The organism is Pseudomonas sp. R15(2017) (assembly GCF_002112685.1).
Taxonomy (GTDB): Bacteria; Pseudomonadota; Gammaproteobacteria; order Pseudomonadales; family Pseudomonadaceae; genus Aquipseudomonas; species Aquipseudomonas glycinae.
This window is the reverse complement of sequence record NZ_NEII01000018.1, coordinates 15561-31103: the sequence shown is the minus strand read 5'-3', so window position 1 is coordinate 31103 and position 15543 is coordinate 15561. Positions and strand designations below refer to the sequence as shown.

Annotated in this window: 16 protein-coding genes; 13 read left to right on the top strand and 3 right to left on the bottom strand. The window is 60.6% G+C overall.

The window, feature by feature from the left end:
- Nucleotides 1-78: 78 nt before the first annotated feature.
- Nucleotides 79-432, bottom strand: a complete 354-nt coding sequence (gene uraH / locus CAF77_RS27360) for a hydroxyisourate hydrolase (protein ID WP_011333195.1) — start codon at nt 430-432, stop codon at nt 79-81.
- 430 nt (nt 433-862) lie between these two features.
- On the opposite strand from uraH, the gene puuE reads away from it, so the two are divergent.
- The 8 genes from puuE (at nt 863) to CAF77_RS27320 (ending at nt 8964) form a co-directional block, all read left to right on the top strand.
- The gene (gene puuE / locus CAF77_RS27355; protein ID WP_039769896.1) at nt 863-1789 is read left to right on the top strand and encodes an allantoinase PuuE; all 927 of its coding nucleotides are present in this window, start codon (nt 863-865) and stop codon (nt 1787-1789) included.
- Entirely contained in the window at nt 1786-2301 is a 516-nt protein-coding gene (uraD, locus tag CAF77_RS27350; protein ID WP_064378711.1) for a 2-oxo-4-hydroxy-4-carboxy-5-ureidoimidazoline decarboxylase, read from the top strand. The genes puuE and uraD overlap by 4 nt, the downstream gene beginning before the upstream one ends.
- Nucleotides 2302-2391: 90 nt before the next feature.
- A complete protein-coding gene (gene alc, locus CAF77_RS27345) occupies nt 2392-3387 on the top strand; it encodes an allantoicase (protein WP_047598963.1) in 996 nt (331 codons plus the stop codon).
- 151 nt (nt 3388-3538) lie between these two features.
- A complete protein-coding gene (locus CAF77_RS27340; protein WP_027613342.1) occupies nt 3539-4042 on the top strand; it encodes an ureidoglycolate lyase in 504 nt (167 codons plus the stop codon).
- Nucleotides 4043-4093: 51 nt separating this feature from the next.
- Nucleotides 4094-5407 carry a urate hydroxylase PuuD gene (locus tag CAF77_RS27335; RefSeq protein ID WP_085655726.1) on the top strand — a complete coding sequence of 438 codons (1314 nt, stop codon included), beginning with the start codon at nt 4094-4096 and terminating at the stop codon, nt 5405-5407.
- A 168-nt stretch (nt 5408-5575) separates the two neighbouring features.
- Nucleotides 5576-6934, top strand: a complete 1359-nt coding sequence (locus tag CAF77_RS27330; RefSeq protein WP_085655725.1) for a nucleobase:cation symporter-2 family protein — start codon at nt 5576-5578, stop codon at nt 6932-6934.
- 86 nt (nt 6935-7020) lie between these two features.
- A complete protein-coding gene (locus tag CAF77_RS27325; RefSeq protein WP_085655724.1) occupies nt 7021-7806 on the top strand; it encodes an outer membrane protein OmpK in 786 nt (261 codons plus the stop codon).
- Between the two features lie 372 nt (nt 7807-8178).
- Complete coding sequence (locus tag CAF77_RS27320) at nt 8179-8964, top strand: outer membrane protein OmpK (RefSeq protein WP_011333185.1); 786 nt, start codon at nt 8179-8181, stop codon at nt 8962-8964.
- Nucleotides 8965-9102: 138 nt separating this feature from the next.
- Here CAF77_RS27320 and CAF77_RS27315 read toward each other — a convergent pair whose 3' ends face one another.
- Together CAF77_RS27315 and CAF77_RS27310 are read right to left on the bottom strand one after the other, a co-directional pair.
- Nucleotides 9103-10275, bottom strand: coding sequence for a patatin-like phospholipase family protein (locus CAF77_RS27315; RefSeq protein ID WP_085655723.1), 1173 nt, complete (start codon nt 10273-10275; stop codon nt 9103-9105).
- Nucleotides 10276-10310: 35 nt separating this feature from the next.
- On the bottom strand, nt 10311-11243 hold the full coding sequence (locus tag CAF77_RS27310; RefSeq protein WP_007960061.1) for a lipid A biosynthesis lauroyl acyltransferase: 933 nt from the start codon (nt 11241-11243) through the stop codon (nt 10311-10313).
- Nucleotides 11244-11360: 117 nt separating this feature from the next.
- On the opposite strand from CAF77_RS27310, the gene minC reads away from it, so the two are divergent.
- The 5 genes from minC (at nt 11361) to CAF77_RS27285 (ending at nt 15419) form a co-directional block, all read left to right on the top strand.
- Complete coding sequence (gene minC / locus CAF77_RS27305; protein WP_007960063.1) at nt 11361-12098, top strand: septum site-determining protein MinC; 738 nt, start codon at nt 11361-11363, stop codon at nt 12096-12098.
- A 169-nt stretch (nt 12099-12267) separates the two neighbouring features.
- Nucleotides 12268-13080, top strand: coding sequence for a septum site-determining protein MinD (gene minD / locus CAF77_RS27300; protein ID WP_064378705.1), 813 nt, complete (start codon nt 12268-12270; stop codon nt 13078-13080).
- Entirely contained in the window at nt 13080-13334 is a 255-nt protein-coding gene (gene minE / locus CAF77_RS27295; RefSeq protein ID WP_007960071.1) for a cell division topological specificity factor MinE, read from the top strand. Before minD ends, minE begins: the two co-directional genes overlap by 1 nt.
- A 91-nt stretch (nt 13335-13425) precedes the next feature.
- Nucleotides 13426-14061, top strand: a complete 636-nt coding sequence (locus tag CAF77_RS27290) for an RluA family pseudouridine synthase (protein WP_007960072.1) — start codon at nt 13426-13428, stop codon at nt 14059-14061.
- A gap of 68 nt (nt 14062-14129) precedes the next feature.
- A complete protein-coding gene (locus tag CAF77_RS27285) occupies nt 14130-15419 on the top strand; it encodes a M18 family aminopeptidase (protein ID WP_064378704.1) in 1290 nt (429 codons plus the stop codon).
- The last annotated feature ends 124 nt before the right edge of the window (nt 15420-15543 follow it).

The following is a 15543-nucleotide window of genomic DNA, read 5'->3' as shown; positions in this document are numbered from 1 at the left end:
AGCCCGCAGTGTGAGCGGGCGAAAGACCAAAGAAGCTATATGCGCAGTCGCTTCCCGGTGGGGGCAGCTGCTTGGGGGTCAGCTGCCCCGATAGGTGGAATAGCTGTAGGGCGAGATCAGCAACGGTACGTGGTAGTGATCCTGTTCGGCAGAAATGCCGAACCGCAGTACCACCACGTCCAGGAATGCCGGCTCCGGCAACTGGACGCCACGGGCGCGGTAGTAATCGCCGGCGTGGAACTGAACCTGATAGACACCGGTACGGTAGTCATCGCCTTGCAGCAGCGGCGCATCGACCCGGCCATCGCTGTTGGTAAGCGCACTGGCGACCAATTCCAGGTGCGAACCTTCAACGCGGTACAGCTCGACCTTGATCGAGCTGCCCGGGCAACCGTGTGCAGCGTCCAAAACGTGTGTTGTCAAACGTCCCATTGATTCTGCGCGCCTGCCTGCGTGGAGCAGTCAGACTTCGCGCCTCCCGAAGTCAGTTGAAAAGGAGACCGCACCGTTTCGGAGCACGAAAAGCTGCGGCGAGCGATTGATTAAGACACTTTTCAAAAAAATTGTACACAATAAAAACGACATTTTTGCTGCTACCCCCGCCATCCTTCGATTTCCCGGTGATTTGCCCCATGACCTCGCATTCATTGAACCCCCAATCCATTAGCTGACTGGTCAGGCAGGTTTCTTGCAGGTTCACGCCATTAACAGCAAAAGATGACGGCCGGTGAAAAATGCGAAAATTCAGGCTTACAAATTGAGAATAAAGTTGTATACAATCAGCCCATCGCTGTGACGCCAGCCTGCCATCCAAACCTCAGGGCGCCACACAATCTGTCAACGAATAAGAAGGAAGACTGCAGTGAGCGCTGACTACCCACGCGACCTGATCGGTTACGGCAGTAACCCTCCTCACCCACACTGGCCGGGCAATGCCCGGATCGCCCTGTCGTTCGTACTCAATTACGAAGAAGGCGGCGAGCGCAACATTCTGCACGGCGACAAAGAATCCGAAGCCTTTCTGTCCGAGATGGTCGCGGCCCAGCCTCTGCAAGGCGCGCGCAACATGAGCATGGAATCGCTTTACGAGTATGGCAGCCGTGCCGGCGTCTGGCGGATCCTGAAACTGTTCAAGGAATTCGACATTCCGCTGACTATCTTCGCCGTGGCCATGGCCGCCCAGCGTCACCCGGACGTGATCCGTGCGATGGTCGAGGCCGGTCACGAGATCTGCAGCCACGGTTACCGCTGGATCGACTACCAGTACATGGACGAGGCGCAGGAACGCGAGCACATGCTCGAAGCGATCCGCATCCTCACCGAACTCACCGGCGAACGCCCGCTGGGCTGGTACACCGGTCGCACCGGGCCGAACACCCGTCGTCTGGTGATGGAAGAAGGCGGTTTCCTCTACGACTGCGACACCTACGACGACGACCTGCCCTACTGGGAACCGAACAACCCGACCGGCAAGCCGCACCTGGTGATCCCGTACACGCTGGACACCAACGACATGCGCTTCACCCAGGTCCAGGGTTTCAACAAGGGCGACGATTTCTTCGAATACCTCAAGGATGCGTTCGACGTGCTTTATGCCGAAGGCGCCGAAGCGCCGAAGATGCTGTCGATCGGTCTGCACTGCCGTCTGATCGGCCGTCCGGCGCGTCTGGCTTCGCTCAAGCGCTTTATCGAATACGCTAAAAGTCATGAACAGGTGTGGTTCAGCCGCCGCGTCGACATCGCGCGCCACTGGCACGAAACCCACCCGTACCAAGGGGCTGCCAAATGAGCACCTTTCAAACCCTGAAACCGTCGACCCTGAGCCGCGACGCCTTCGTCAACGCCTTCGCCGACATCTACGAACATTCGCCATGGGTGGCCGAGAAGGCCTTCGACCTGGGCCAGGACGCATCGATCGACCAGATCGAAACCCTGCACCAGCGCATGAGCGACATCCTGTTGAGCGCCGATCACGCCAGTCAGCTGGCACTGATCAACGCTCACCCGGACCTGGCCGGCAAAGCTGCCGTCCAGGGCGAGTTGACCGAAGCCAGCACCCATGAACAGGCTGGCGCCGGTATTCACCAATGCACGGCCGAAGAGTTCCAGCGCTTCACCGAGCTGAACGACGCCTACAAGGCCAAGTTCAAGTTTCCCTTCATCATGGCGGTAAAAGGCAGCAACCGGCATCAGATCCTCGCGGCGTTCGAAACGCGCATTCACAACCCGGTCGACACCGAGTTCAAATGCGCGCTGGCGGAGATCAACAAGATCGCCCTGTTCCGATTACTGACTCTCTAGCGAGCCTGGCCCGAGAAACCTCTAGAACGCTTGTGTTTCCCAGGGCCCTGCAAGCATCCCAAGCCACTTATTTAAAGGCAGACAAGAAGAATGAAAGCTTACGCCGTACCTTTCGAGAAGTTCGTCAACCTGGCCGATGCCCGTCTGGGCACCAAAATCATCTCGGTCACCGATGACTGGTTCGCAGACGCCAATCGTCTGTTTCAGCCGACCCCGGCCGTGTGGAAGGAGGGCGTGTTCGATGACAACGGCAAGTGGATGGACGGCTGGGAATCGCGCCGCAAGCGCTTCGAAGGCTACGACAGCGCGGTGATCCGCCTGGGCGTACCGGGTTCGATCAAAGGCGTGGACATCGACACTTCATTCTTCACCGGCAACTACCCGCCATCGGCCTCGCTGGAAGCCTGCTTCCTGGCGTCGGGCGAGCCGGACGAAAACACCCAGTGGACTGAAGTGCTGTCGGCCGTCGAACTGCAAGGCAACAGCCACCACTACCACGAAATCAGCAACGACAAGGCGTTCAGCCACCTGCGCTTCAACATCTACCCGGATGGCGGCGTGGCCCGTCTGCGCGTGTACGGCATTCCGTTCCGCGACTGGTCGGCTGTTGGCGACAACGAGCAAGTCGACCTGGCCGCAGCCCTCAACGGTGGCCGCGCCCTCGCCTGCTCCGACGAACACTTCGGCCGCATGAGCAACATCCTCAACCCGGGCCGTGGCATCAACATGGGCGATGGCTGGGAAACCGCACGTCGTCGCACACCGGGCAATGACTGGGTGATCGTCGCGCTGGGCCACCCGGGCGAGATCGAAAAAATCATCGTCGACACCCTGCACTTCAAGGGCAACTACCCGGACACCTGCTCGATCCAGGGCGCGTTCGTCAAGGGCGGCACCGACAGCCAGATCGAAACCCAGTCGCTGTTCTGGCGTGAACTGCTGCCAAGCCAGAAGCTGGAAATGCACGCCGAACACACCTTCGTCGAGCAGATCAAGGCACTGGGCCCGATCACCCACATCCGTCTGAACGTGTTCCCGGATGGTGGTGTGAGCCGCCTGCGCGTACTGGGCAAGGTCGCGAAGTAACACCCGATCGTTCCCACGTCGAGGCGTCGAACCGTCTGCGTGGGAATGCATACCGTGACGCTCCGCGTCACAGTGGACGCGGAGCGTCCATGGCAGCGTTCCCACGCAGAGCGTGGGAACGATCAATTTTCAAGAGATTAAGAAGAACAGCATGCGCACACTGACGATTGAACCGCTGACCAAAGAAGCCTTCGCCCCTTTCGGTGACGTGATCGAAACCGACGGCAGCGATCACTTCATGATCAACAACGGTTCGACCATGCGCTTCCACAAACTGGCGACGGTCGAAACCGCGACGCCTGAGGACAACGCGATCATCAGCATCTTCCGCGCCGACGCGCAGGACATGCCGCTGACCGTCAGCATGCTGGAACGCCATCCGCTGGGCAGCCAGGCTTTTATTCCGCTGCTCGGCAACCCCTTTCTGATCGTGGTCGCGCCACTTGGCGATGTACCTGTATCAGGCTTGGTCCGCGCCTTCGTCACCAACGGCAGGCAGGGCATCAATTACCATCGCGGCGTCTGGCACCACCCGGTGCTGACGATCGAAAAGCGGGATGACTTCCTGGTGGTTGATCGCAGTGGCACAGGCAATAACTGCGATGAGCATTTTTTCAAAGAGGATGAGCGTTTGATCCTCGCCCCCCACCAATAAGAGAAGGTCTGATCACTCGACAACAAGAGTGACAGGCGAGAGGTAAAGACTGTGGAAGCACATCTGTTGGAATGGCTGAACCTGAGCGTGCGCTGGGTTCACATGATCACTGGCGTGGCCTGGATCGGCGCGTCGTTCTACTTCGTCTGGCTGGAGAACAACCTCAACCGCGTCAATCCGAAAACCGGTCTTGCCGGTGATCTGTGGGCGATCCACGGCGGCGGTATCTATCACCTGGAAAAATACAAACTGGCCCCTCCGTCGATGCCGGAGAACCTGCACTGGTTCAAATGGGAAGCCTACTTCACCTGGATGTCGGGGATCGCGCTGCTGTGCGTGGTGTTCTACTCCAACCCCGTGCTTTACCTCGTGGCACCCGGCAGCGGCCTGACCGGCCCTGAAGGCGTGGCCATCGGCATCGGTTCGCTGATCGCCGGCTGGTTCATCTACGACTTCCTCTGCGATTCGCCCCTCGGCAAGAAACCGGCCCTGCTCGGCTTCATCCTGTTCGTGCTGATCATCGGCGCGGCGTATGGCTTCAGCAAGGTGTTCAGCGGTCGTGGTGCGTACCTGCACGTCGGCGCGATCATCGGCACCATCATGGTCGGCAACGTGTTCCGCATCATCATGCCGGCGCAGCGCGCACTGGTTGCCGCGATCGCCGAGAACCGCACGCCGGATCCGGCGCTGCCGGCCAAAGGCCTGCTGCGTTCGCGTCACAACAACTACTTCACCCTGCCGGTGCTGTTCATCATGATCAGCAACCACTTCCCGAGCACCTACGGCAGCCAGTACAACTGGCTGATCCTGGCCGGGATTGCGGTGTTGGCGGTGTTGGTGCGTCACTACTTCAACACCCGTCACGACAGCCACAAGTTTGCCTGGACCCTGCCGGTGGCAGCGGTGGGCATGATCAGTCTGGCGTACGTCACCGGCCCGGCGCCGATGTCGACCGCGCCGGACGTGGCCAAGGCGCCTGCAAAAATCGAGTACCAGCCACTGCCGGAAACGGCGCTGGGTGGTGGCGCAAAACCGGCTGAAGCGGCGCAACCAGCCGCCCCTGCTGCACCGGCCGCCGCTCCGGCCCAGGCGTCCAACACCGGCCCTGCGTTCGACAAGGTGCACAACGTGATCCAGGAACGCTGCGCGGTCTGCCACTCGGCCAAACCGACCAGCCCGCTGTTCAGCGCTGCACCGGCCGGTGTGATGTTCGACACCCCCGAGCAGATCCGCCAGAACGCGGCGCGGATCCAGGCGCAAGCCATCACCACGCAGATCATGCCACTGGGCAACATCACACAGATGACCCAACAGGAACGTGACCTGATCGGTGCATGGATCGCCCAGGGAGCCCAGACCAACTGAGCAGTAAAAGCATCGCTGGCAAGCCAGCTCCCACAGGGTTTTGCACTGCCTGTGTGGGAGCTGGCTTGCCAGCGATTAGCCGCAACGCGGTTTACCCGATGCAAAAGAACAGCTGTGAGCAACCCGGCCGCTGTTCATCACAAGAATAAAAAAGATCCGAGGTGTTGCATGTCCGAGCTGTCCAAAGCGCGCATCCCCGACGCACCCGCCATTCAGCGTTTGCCCCTTTTGCAACTGATCCTGGTCGGTTTGCAACATGTACTGCTGATGTACGGCGGCGCCATCGCGGTACCGCTGATCATTGGACAGGCCGCTGGCCTGAGTCGTGAAGAAATCGCCTTCCTGATCAACGCCGACCTGCTGGTCGCCGGCATCGCCACCATCGTGCAGTCCCTGGGGATCGGCCCGATGGGCATACGCATGCCGGTGATGATGGGCGCCAGTTTCGCCGCCGTCGGCAGCATGGTCGCCATGGCCGGCATGCCCGGCATCGGTCTGCAGGGAATCTTCGGCGCCACCATCGCCGCCGGGTTCTTCGGCATGATCATCGCGCCGTTCATGTCCAAGGTCGTGCGCTTCTTCCCTCCCCTGGTGACCGGCACGGTCATCACCTCGATCGGTTTATCGTTGTTCCCCGTGGCCGTAAACTGGGCCGGTGGCGGCGCTGGCGCCGCACAATTCGGTTCACCGATTTACCTGGCCATCGCCGCACTGGTGCTGGCCACCATTCTGTTGATCCACCGCTTCATGCGCGGTTTCTGGGTCAACATCTCCGTGCTGATCGGCATGTGCCTGGGCTACGTGCTCTGCGGCGCCATCGGCATGGTCGATCTGAGCGGCATGGCCAACGCGCCGTGGGTTCAGTTCGTCACCCCGCTGCATTTCGGCCTGCCGAAGTTCGAACTGGCACCGATCCTGTCGATGTGTCTGGTGGTGGTGATCATCTTCGTCGAGTCCACCGGGATGTTCCTCGCACTGGGCAAGATCACCGGCCAGGAAGTCTGCCCGCGCATGCTGCGCCGCGGCCTGCTGTGTGATGCCGGCGCGTCGTTCTTCGCCGGCTTCTTCAACACCTTCACCCACTCCTCCTTCGCGCAGAACATCGGTCTGGTGCAGATGACCGGCGTGCGCTGCCGGTCGGTGACCATCGTTGCCGGTGGTTTGCTGATCGTCCTGAGCCTGCTGCCGAAAGCGGCGTTCCTGGTGGCATCGATTCCACCGGCGGTGCTGGGTGGCGCGGCGATTGCGATGTTCGGCATGGTCGCGGCCACCGGCATCAAGATTCTGCAAGAGGCCGACATCGGCGACCGTCGCAACCAATTGCTGGTAGCCGTGAGCATCGGCATGGGCCTGATCCCGGTGGTGCGTCCGGAATTCTTCGCCCACCTGCCGTTGTGGATGAGCCCGATCACCCACAGCGGGATTGCCATGGCCACCCTCAGCGCGCTGACGCTGAACCTGCTGTTCAACATCCTCGGCGGTGCCGAACGCGCCGCGATCAACGACTGCCACGCACACTCGCACTGATCCGAAGAGTAAAAAAAGGGGGCTCGCCCAAGCCTGCCCCCTCGCGACAGCTTTGCCTCAACAATAAAAACAAGAGGGAGCAACAGATGATCCGGACTCAAACCAATGTGTTGTTGAGCGGCGGCCTGCTGGCCGCATCGCAAGCCATGGCCGGCGATTTATTGCTGTGGCAGACCAACAGCCTGAGCTACCTGTACGGCAAGAACTTCGCGATCAACCCGTCGATCCAGCAGACGGTTACGTTCGAGCACGCCGACAAGTGGAAGTACGGCGACAACTTCCTGTTCGTCGACAAGATCTTCTACAACGGCCAGGAAGACCGAAACAAAGGGCCCCACGCGTTCTACGGCGAATTCAGCCCGCGCCTGTCGTTCGGCAAGATCTTCGACAAGAGACTGGAGTTCGGCCCGATCAGGGACGTGCTGCTGGCCATGACCTACGAATACGGCGAAGGCGACAGCGAGGCCTATCTGATCGGCCCCGGCTTCGACCTCAAGGTGCCGGGCTTCAACTATTTCACCCTGAATTTCTATCGCCGCCAGACCGAAGGCCCGCGCCCCGGCGATGGCGTCTGGCAGATCACCCCCGGCTGGTCCTACAGCATTCCCGTGGGCAATTCCGACCTGCTGATCGACGGCTATCTGGACTGGGTGGTCGACAACGATCAGAACTCACGCGGTACCTATCACGCCAACCTGCACATCAACCCGCAGATCAAATACGACCTGGGCAAAGCCCTCGGCTGGGGTGAAAAGCAGGTGTACGTCGGCACCGAATACAGCTACTGGAAAAACAAATACGGCGTCGAAAGCACCCACAGTTTCGACACCAATCAGAACACTGCCAGCCTGCTGGTGAAGGTGCACTTCTAAGATGGCCCGCAACCGTGCCCCCTACCTGTCGTCGGTGCTCTGTTGCGGGGCACTTGAGGCCTGGCCGTTGAGTCAGTATTCTCCGCGGCCTCCTGAATTCGGTCTAAAAAAAAGCCCGAATTTAATTTCTGACCGAAAAGCCAACTTATCCCGGCCGCGGTCGGTACCGAGGCATCCCGAAAACACGCTCAATCGACTGTTTTTCAGCAGCCGACGGGCGTTTTTTTGCTTTTCGAAAAGCCTTGGCTCAGCTCTTGCTAACAGCACTAAAGCTGACCGTATGGATGACTTTTGCAGCAACGAAAAAAGGCGCCACACCAGAGCGCCGACTCAAAAAAACAAACGTGGAACACCTACTTTGGGAGCAACCGAATGAAACGTATGTGCACCAGCCTGATGCTTGCGGGATCGCTGCTGGCAGGGGGTCAGGCCATGGCCGACGGCCTGCTGCAATGGCAGAACAACAGCCTGACCTACCTCTATGGCAAGGACTTCCAGGTCAACCCGCGCATTCAGCAGACCGTCACCTTCGAGCACGCCGATGCCTGGAAGTACGGCGACAACTTCCTGTTCGTCGACAAGATCTTCTACAACGGCAAGGATGACGGCGGTGTGGGTTCGAACACCTACTACGGCGAAATCAGCCCGCGTCTGTCGTTCGGCAAGATCTTCGATCAGAAACTGGCTTTCGGTCCGGTCACCGACGTGCTGCTGGCCATGACTTACGAGTTCGGTGAAGGCGATACCGAGTCGTACCTGATCGGTCCGGGCTTCGACCTGGCAATCCCGGGCTTCGACTACTTCCAGCTGAACTTCTACCAGCGCCACACCGAAGGTTCCCGCGCCGGTGACAACGTCTGGCAGATCACCCCGGTCTGGTCCTACACGATTCCGGTCGGTGACTCGAACATCCTGATCGACGGCTTCATGGACTGGGTGGTCGACAACGACTCCAACTCCAAAGGCGATTACCACGCCAACCTGCACTTCAATCCACAAATCAAATACGACCTGGGCAAAGCGCTGAGCATTGGCGAGAAGCAGTTGTATGTGGGTGTCGAGTACGACTATTGGTCGGACAAATACGGGATCAAGGACAGCCAGTATTTCAAGACCGATCAGAGCACCACGAGCTTCCTGGTGAAGTTCCACTTCTGATCCTGGTGTCAGTGGCGTCTGAAAGGACGCCTTCGCGAGCAAGCCCTCTCCCACACTGGTTTTGTGTCGTTCACGGCGGTTGTGGACACCCGAAAACCTGTGGGAGCTGGCTTGCCAGCGATGGCTGCGCCACACATCTCAGGCCGGGACCAGCGCCTCGCCAATCCCGAGAAACCGGCACAGTTCATCGCGCTTGGCCAAGGCATCGCGCCTGCCCAGATCGATCAATTCGCTGCAATACCCCGCCTCGAACAGCAAGTAACTCAACACCCCTGCGCCGCTCGTCTTGGTCGCCCCCGGCCCACGCAGAAACAGACGTAACGCCGCCGGCAATTCCTGGCGATGCCGCGCCGCGATTTCATCGATCGGCTGGCTGGGTGAAATCACCAGCACGTCCACCGGCGCCACACCCAACGCGCGGATCGGCGTACCTTCAGGCATCAGACGGCTGAACTGGTTCAGACGCTGAAGCAGCTCGATATCGCTTTCCAGGCTATCAATGAAGGTGCTGTTGAGCATATGCCCGCCGATCTGCGCCAGCGTCGGCTGCTGCCCGGTGTAGGTGCGTTCCAGCGGTTGCGCCGGATCGAAACCGCGCGGGTTGCCGCTGACACCCACCACCAGCACCCGGCTCGCGCCCAGATGCAGCGCCGGGCTGATCGGCGCCGATTGCCGCACCGCGCCATCGCCGAAATACTCATCGCCGATCTTCACCGGCGCGAACAACAACGGAATCGCCGAACTGGCCAGCAGGTGCTCCACCGACAACTGTGTCGGTACGCCGATGCGCCGATGACGCAGCCAGGAGTCGATGGTCCCGCCGCCCTGGTAGAACGTCACCGCCTGTCCCGACTCGTAGCCGAACGCCGTGACCGCCACTGCGTGCAATTGCTTGCGCGTGATGGACTCGGCGATGCCGGGCATGTGCAGTTTTTCATTGAGCAGATGGCGTAGCGGCGAACTATTGAGCAGCGCCACCGGCATTTGCCGGCCCATGCCCAACAGGCTATGGGTGACAAAACGACTGGCCTGGTGGATCACTCCCGGCCAGTCGCTGCGCAACACGCGATGGCTGCGAAAGCCTTGCCAGAACAGCGTCAGGCGCTCGATGGCCGCGCGAAAATCGGTCGCACCGCTGGCGAGGCTGACCGCGTTGATCGCCCCGGCCGATGTGCCGACGATCACCGGAAACGGATTGTCCGCCCCCAGCGGCAGCAATTCGGCAATTGCCGCCAGTACCCCCACCTGATACGCCGCCCGAGCCCCGCCGCCGGAAAGAATCAAACCTGTGACCGGTTCAGCTGGGCTCATCGCAACGCTCCGTGGTGCTTGTGGGAATGGGTCAATCAACCGCGTTTGGCGTACAGCTTAGGCTCGCCTGGCGGACGACTCTTGAAGCGCCGATGTGCCCACAGGTATTGCTCGGGGCACTCACGCAACACGCCTTCGACCCACTGATTGATGCGGATGCAATCTTCTTCTTCGGTCTCGCCCGGGAAACCTTCCAGCGGCGGATGAATCACCAGACGATAACCGCTGCCGTCAGCCAGACGTTCCTGGGTGAACGGCACCACCAGCGCCTTGCCCAATCGGGCGAACTTGCTGGTGGCGGTAACCGTTGCGGCCTGAATACCGAACAGCGGCACAAAGATACTTTGCTTGGCGCCGTAGTCCTGATCCGGTGCATACCAGATCGCCCGGCCTGCGCGCAGCAACTTGAGCATGCCGCGCACGTCATCACGTTCCACCGCCAGCGAGTCGAGATTGTGCCGCTCACGGCCCTGACGCTGGACGAAGTCGAACAGCGGGTTCTTGTGTTCGCGGTACATGCCGTCGATGGTGTGCTGCTGGCCGAGCAGCGCCGCGCCGATTTCCAGGGTGGTGAAATGCACCGCCATCAGAATCACGCCCTTGCCTTCACGCTGGGCCTTTTGCAAATGCTCAAGACCTTCGACGTGAGCCAGTTTCGCCAGCCGCTGACGCGACCACCACCAGCTCATGGCCATCTCAAAGAAGGCGATGCCGGTGGAGGCAAAGTTTTCCTTGAGCAGGCGCTTGCGCTCGGCGGCGGACTTTTCCGGGAAACACAGTTCCAGATTGCGCTTGGCGATGCGCCGTCGGTCGCCGGCGAAGCGATACATCAGGGCACCGAGAAAACGGCCGATGGCGAGCAATGCCGGATAAGGCAACTGCACGATCAGCCACAACAGCCCGAGGCCGCACCAGAGCGGCCAGAAGCGTGGGGCAAGAAATGCTTTTCGAAAACGCGGGCGATCCATTAAAGCTTCCGTAAATACAGTGGCCGCGCATTCTACATCGTTCGACCCGGCTTGCGGCCTGCGGGCGTTCTCGTTATAAGTCTCGGCACTTTTAGTGACAAGCCGTTGTATGCCGACATGAGCCAAACCGAACCGAAAGACCAAGATCCCGTGTTCCAGCTGAAGGGCAGCATGCTCGCCATTACGGTGCTGGAGCTGTCCCGCAACGACCTGGACAGCCTCGATCGGCAATTGGCCGCCAAAGTCGCCCAGGCACCGAATTTCTTCAGCAACGCGCCGCTGGTTCTGGCGCTGGACAAACTGCCGCCCAGTGAAGGCGCAGTCGACCTGCCGGGCCTGATGCGTGTGTGCCGCCAGCACGGCCTGCGCACCCTGGCGATCCGCGCCAGCCGCATCGAAGACATTGCCGCCGCCATCGCCATCGACATCCCGGTACTGCCGCCGTCCGGCGCCCGCGAGCGACCGCTGGAAAGCGCTGAACCCGTCGCACCGAAGAAGCCGGAAAAACCGCCGGAGCCGGCCGTCAAACCGACCCGCGTCATCACCACGCCAGTACGTGGTGGCCAACAGATATATGCACAGGGTGGCGATCTGGTGGTGGTGTCCTCGGTCAGTCCGGGGGCGGAACTTCTCGCCGATGGCAACATCCATGTATACGGCCCGATGCGCGGTCGTGCGCTGGCCGGGGTCAAGGGCGACACCAAGGCGCGGATCTTCTGTCAGCAACTGAGCGCTGAACTGATCTCCATCGCAGGCCATTACAAGGTTTCCGAGGACCTGCGTCGCGATCCGATGTGGGGTTCGGGCGTACAGGTCAGCCTGTCGGGCGACGTGTTGAACATCATTCGGCTTTAACGGATACTGCCGCATTTTCCAAGCATCTCTAAAACGTAGCGAAAACGGCTCAAACGAAGTAGGAAAAAGGCCAAAAGCCGGATTCCAGCCAAGGCTGTCCGACTGCAGTAGTTTTCTAGAGATGTTTTTCAGGGGCTGAACAGTCCTTCTTCCTTAGGGGTGAAACACCTTGGCCAAGATTCTCGTGGTTACATCCGGCAAGGGTGGTGTGGGTAAGACCACCACCAGCGCCGCTATCGGTACCGGCCTCGCTCTGCGCGGCCACAAAACAGTGATCGTCGACTTCGACGTGGGCTTGCGTAACCTTGACCTGATCATGGGTTGCGAGCGCCGCGTGGTGTATGACTTCGTCAACGTCGTGAACGGCGAAGCCAACCTGCAACAGGCCCTGATCAAAGACAAGCGCCTGGAAAACCTCTACGTGCTGGCCGCCAGCCAGACCCGCGACAAAGACGCGCTGACCCAGGAAGGCGTGGAAAAAGTCCTGATGGAGCTCAAGGAACAATTCGAGTTCGTCGTCTGCGACTCCCCGGCGGGTATCGAAAAAGGCGCCCACCTGGCCATGTACTTCGCTGACGAAGCGATCGTCGTGACCAACCCGGAAGTGTCCTCGGTACGTGACTCCGACCGCATGCTCGGCCTGCTGGCCAGCAAGTCCCGTCGCGCCGAGCGCGGTGAAGAGCCGATCCAGGAACACCTGCTGATCACCCGCTATCACCCGGAGCGCGTCGAAAAAGGCGAGATGCTGGGCGTCGAAGACGTCAAGGAAATCCTCGCCGTGCGCCTGCTGGGCGTCATTCCGGAATCCCAGGCCGTGCTCAAGGCCTCCAACCAGGGCGTACCTGTGATCCTCGATGATCAGAGCGACGCCGGCCAGGCCTACAGCGATACCGTTGATCGCCTGCTGGGCAAGGAAAAAGAACACCGGTTCCTGAATGTCGAGAAGAAGGGATTCTTCGAGCGTCTGTTTGGAGGTAGGTAATGAACCTTTTTGACTTCTTTCGTGCCAACAAAAAGCCAAGTACCGCCTCGGTCGCGAAAGAGCGTCTACAGATCATCGTGGCGCATGAACGCGGCCAGCGCAGCACCCCGGACTACCTGCCATCCTTGCAGAAGGAACTGGTGGAAGTGATCCGCAAGTACGTCAACATCGGCAACGACGACGTGCACGTGGCACTGGAGAGCCAGGGCAGCTGCTCGATTCTGGAACTCAACATCACCCTGCCAGACCGCTGAGTCGATCCGGCAGGAACGACGGCGGCTCAGGGCCCTTCCGACACCGGAGGGGCCCTGAGCCGCCGTTGGCATTTGTTACGAGGCTGTTTTAATGCCGTTGTCCAACGTCCAAATCATTCATCAGGACGCCGCCGTTCTGGTGGTGAACAAACCGACCCTGTTGCTCTCCGTCCCTGGCCGGGCCGACGACAACAAGGACTGCCTGATCACCCGCCTGCAGGAAAACGGCTACCCCGAAGCGCGTATCGTCCATCGCCTGGACTGGGAAACCTCGGGGATCATTCTGCTGGCCCGTGATGCCGACACCCACCGTGAGCTGTCGCGCCAGTTTCACGATCGTGAAACAGAGAAAGCCTACACTGCGCTCTGCTGGGGTCAGCCGGAACTGGACAGCGGCAGCATCGATCTGCCGTTGCGCTACGACCCGCCGACCAAGCCGCGCCACGTGGTCGATCACGAACTCGGCAAACACGCCCTGACCTTCTGGCGCGTGCTGGAGCGTTGCGGCGACTGGTGCCGCGTCGAGCTCACACCAATCACCGGCCGCTCGCACCAGTTGCGCGTGCACATGCTGTCGATCGGTCATCCGCTGCTCGGTGACGGGCTGTATGCCCACGAACAAGCCCTGGCCGCCTGGCCTCGTTTGTGCCTGCACGCGAGCATGCTCAGCTTCACCCATCCACAGTCCGGTGAGCGTTTGCGCTTCGAATGCCCGGCGCCTTTCTGACGCGCCACAATGTCCCAAGCATCAGGCCGATGCGTTAAACTCCCGCCCATTGCTGTCTGGAGCTTCTTATGCGCGAAGAGTTGAACCAAGGCCTGATCGACTTCCTCAAGGCCTCCCCTACCCCGTTCCACGCCACCGCCAGCCTTGTTCAACGCCTGGAGGCCGCCGGTTATCTGCGCCTCGACGAGCGCGAAACCTGGCACACCGAAGCCAATGGTCGTTACTACGTCACCCGTAACGATTCCTCGATCGTCGCGATCAAGATGGGCCGCAACTCGCCGCTGCACGACGGCATCCGTCTGGTCGGCGCCCACACCGACAGCCCGTGCCTGCGGGTCAAACCACAACCTGAATTGCAGCGCCAGGGCTTCTGGCAGCTCGGCGTCGAAGTCTACGGCGGTGCGCTGCTGGCGCCATGGTTCGACCGCGACCTGTCGCTGGCCGGCCGCGTCACTTTCCGCCGCGACGGCAAAGTCGAAAGCCAGCTGATCGACTTCAAGGCCCCGATCGCGATCATTCCCAACCTGGCCATCCACCTTAACCGTGAAGCCAACCAGGGCTGGGCCATCAACGCCCAGACCGAACTGCCACCGATTCTCGCGCAGTTCGCCGGTGACGAGCGCGTGGACTTCCGCGCGGTGCTCACCGACCAACTGGCCCGCGAACACGGCCTCAACGCCGACGTGGTACTGGATTACGAGCTGAGTTTCTACGACACCCAGAGCGCTGCGGTCATCGGCCTGCATGGCGACTTCATCGCCGGTGCGCGCCTGGACAACCTGCTGTCGTGCTACGCCGGCCTGCAAGCCCTGCTGACCGCCGACACCGAAGAAACCTGCGTGCTGGTGTGCAACGACCACGAAGAAGTCGGCTCCTGTTCGGCCTGCGGCGCCGACGGCCCGATGCTCGAACAGACCCTGCGCCGCCTGCTGCCGGAAGGTGATGAATTCGTACGCACCATCCAGAAGTCCCTGCTGGTTTCTGCCGACAACGCCCACGGCGTGCACCCGAACTACGCCGAGAAGCACGACGCCAACCACGGCCCGAAACTCAACGCCGGCCCGGTGATCAAGGTCAACAGCAACCAGCGCTACGCCACCAACAGCGAAACCGCCGGTTTCTTCCGCCATCTGTGCATGGCCGAAGAAGTGCCGGTGCAAAGCTTCGTGGTGCGCAGCGACATGGGCTGCGGCTCGACCATCGGCCCGATCACCGCCAGCCATCTGGGCGTGCGCACGGTCGACATCGGCCTGCCGACCTTCGCCATGCACTCGATCCGCGAATTGTGTGGCAGCCATGACCTGGCACATCTGGTCAAAGTGCTGAGCGCGTTCTACGCCAGTCGCGAATTGCCGTAAAACACAGCAGGGATCGCAGCGCCTGGCTGCGATCCCTCGACCTGTAGAACCGGCTCATTTCTGATACACATCAGCACCGTCCATCGAAAACCCACCTAGACTTGAATAATCCCTTTCGACAAGG